General features: G+C 47.9%; 3 protein-coding genes. 2 read left to right on the top strand and 1 reads right to left on the bottom strand.

Annotated elements, in window-relative coordinates; genetic code table 11:
- Together AC2VE5_RS28040 and grxD are read left to right on the top strand one after the other, a co-directional pair.
- Positions 1–141 (top strand): BolA/IbaG family iron-sulfur metabolism protein (locus tag AC2VE5_RS28040; protein ID WP_486890779.1); only part of this gene is annotated, 141 nt, incomplete at its 5' end.
- Between the two features lie 74 nt (positions 142–215).
- Positions 216–539 (top strand): Grx4 family monothiol glutaredoxin, encoded by a 324-nt coding sequence (gene grxD, locus AC2VE5_RS28035; protein WP_486890777.1) that lies wholly within the window; start codon positions 216–218, stop codon positions 537–539.
- A gap of 38 nt (positions 540–577) precedes the next feature.
- Here grxD and AC2VE5_RS28030 read toward each other — a convergent pair.
- The coding region (locus AC2VE5_RS28030) for an NAD-dependent epimerase/dehydratase family protein (RefSeq protein ID WP_486890776.1) at positions 578–1,212 on the bottom strand (635 nt) is incomplete at its 5' end.

Raw genomic sequence — 1,212 nt, 5'->3', positions numbered from 1 at the left:
GAGGGCAAGGGACTGGTGCAGCAACACCAACTGGTCTATGCCGCTGTCCAGAATGCGATCGCTGCTGACCAGGTTCATGCCCTGGCTCTAAAAACCTATACCCCTGAAGGTTGGGAAGCAGTCGGCCAGCCCGTTGCTTAGGGTCAAGCCTTATGTGTTAGTTAAATTTGAAACTATTTTTGCTCGCTCACTCACTTAATCCCAGGGTAAAACCGATGACACCAGAATTAAAATCTCGAATTGATGGCTTGGTTAACCAAGACAAGATTGTGGTCTTTATGAAAGGCTCAAAGCTAATGCCCCAGTGTGGCTTTTCTAATAATACCGTTCAGATTCTTAATAGCTTAGGGGTTCCCTTCTCAACGGTTGATATTCTAGAAGACTACGAAGTTCGACAGGGAATCAAAGAGTATTCCAACTGGCCGACGATCCCTCAGGTCTACATCAATGGCGAGTTTGTTGGTGGGTCTGATATTCTGATTGAGCTTTACCAGCAGGGGGAACTTCAGCAGATGGTTGAAGTTGCCTTGGCTTCTTAAGCTCATCTTTGACCTCATCGTTCTCTCAGGCTCTAACCTTAAGGGGCTTGAGAGATTTTTTTGGGCTGCTTCTCCAAGCTAGGAACACTCACGCGTAAAACATCGGCAAAGGTGGCACAGTAGGTTGACAACCCAAAGCAGGCGGGGCTAACGGGGGTTTGATGGGTAAAGTGACGATAATCCAAGCAAAAACGATCCCATTCAGCCATTTGAATTTTGAATAATTTGATAATAATATCTGCCAGCCAACGGCTAAGGTTAATTCGAAAGTAAATTCGTTTGCCCAGGTAGGCACACATTTGCTCGATACATTGGTTGACGGTGATGGCTTGGTTGCCCAACACCAGCCATTCAGGACGGTCTGGGTCTGAATGGTCTACTAAATAGCAAACAACTTGAGCAATGTCTTGGGCATGAATAAAGTGAAAGCTCCCCTCGGTTTTAAACCAGCGGATCAGATGCGCCCAGCGCAAAACCTCTGGCAAACCGGCGGAGAGGTGGGAGTAGGGCTTGTGGGCATCTCCCCCGAAAACTAAGGTAGGAAAAACCGTCGTGATTGGAATCGCGGTTTTGAGTTGAGTCATTTGCTCAAGGCAGGTGTATTTAGACTGGACATAATCGGTGCCGAGGCTCCCGGCCTCCGGCAGCAGGGTATTATCCCGGTCAAGAACAC

This window comes from Aliterella sp. E5.1 (genome assembly GCF_057473825.1).
Note: the sequence above shows the minus strand (reverse complement) of the source record. Positions and strands in the feature narration are given on the sequence as shown.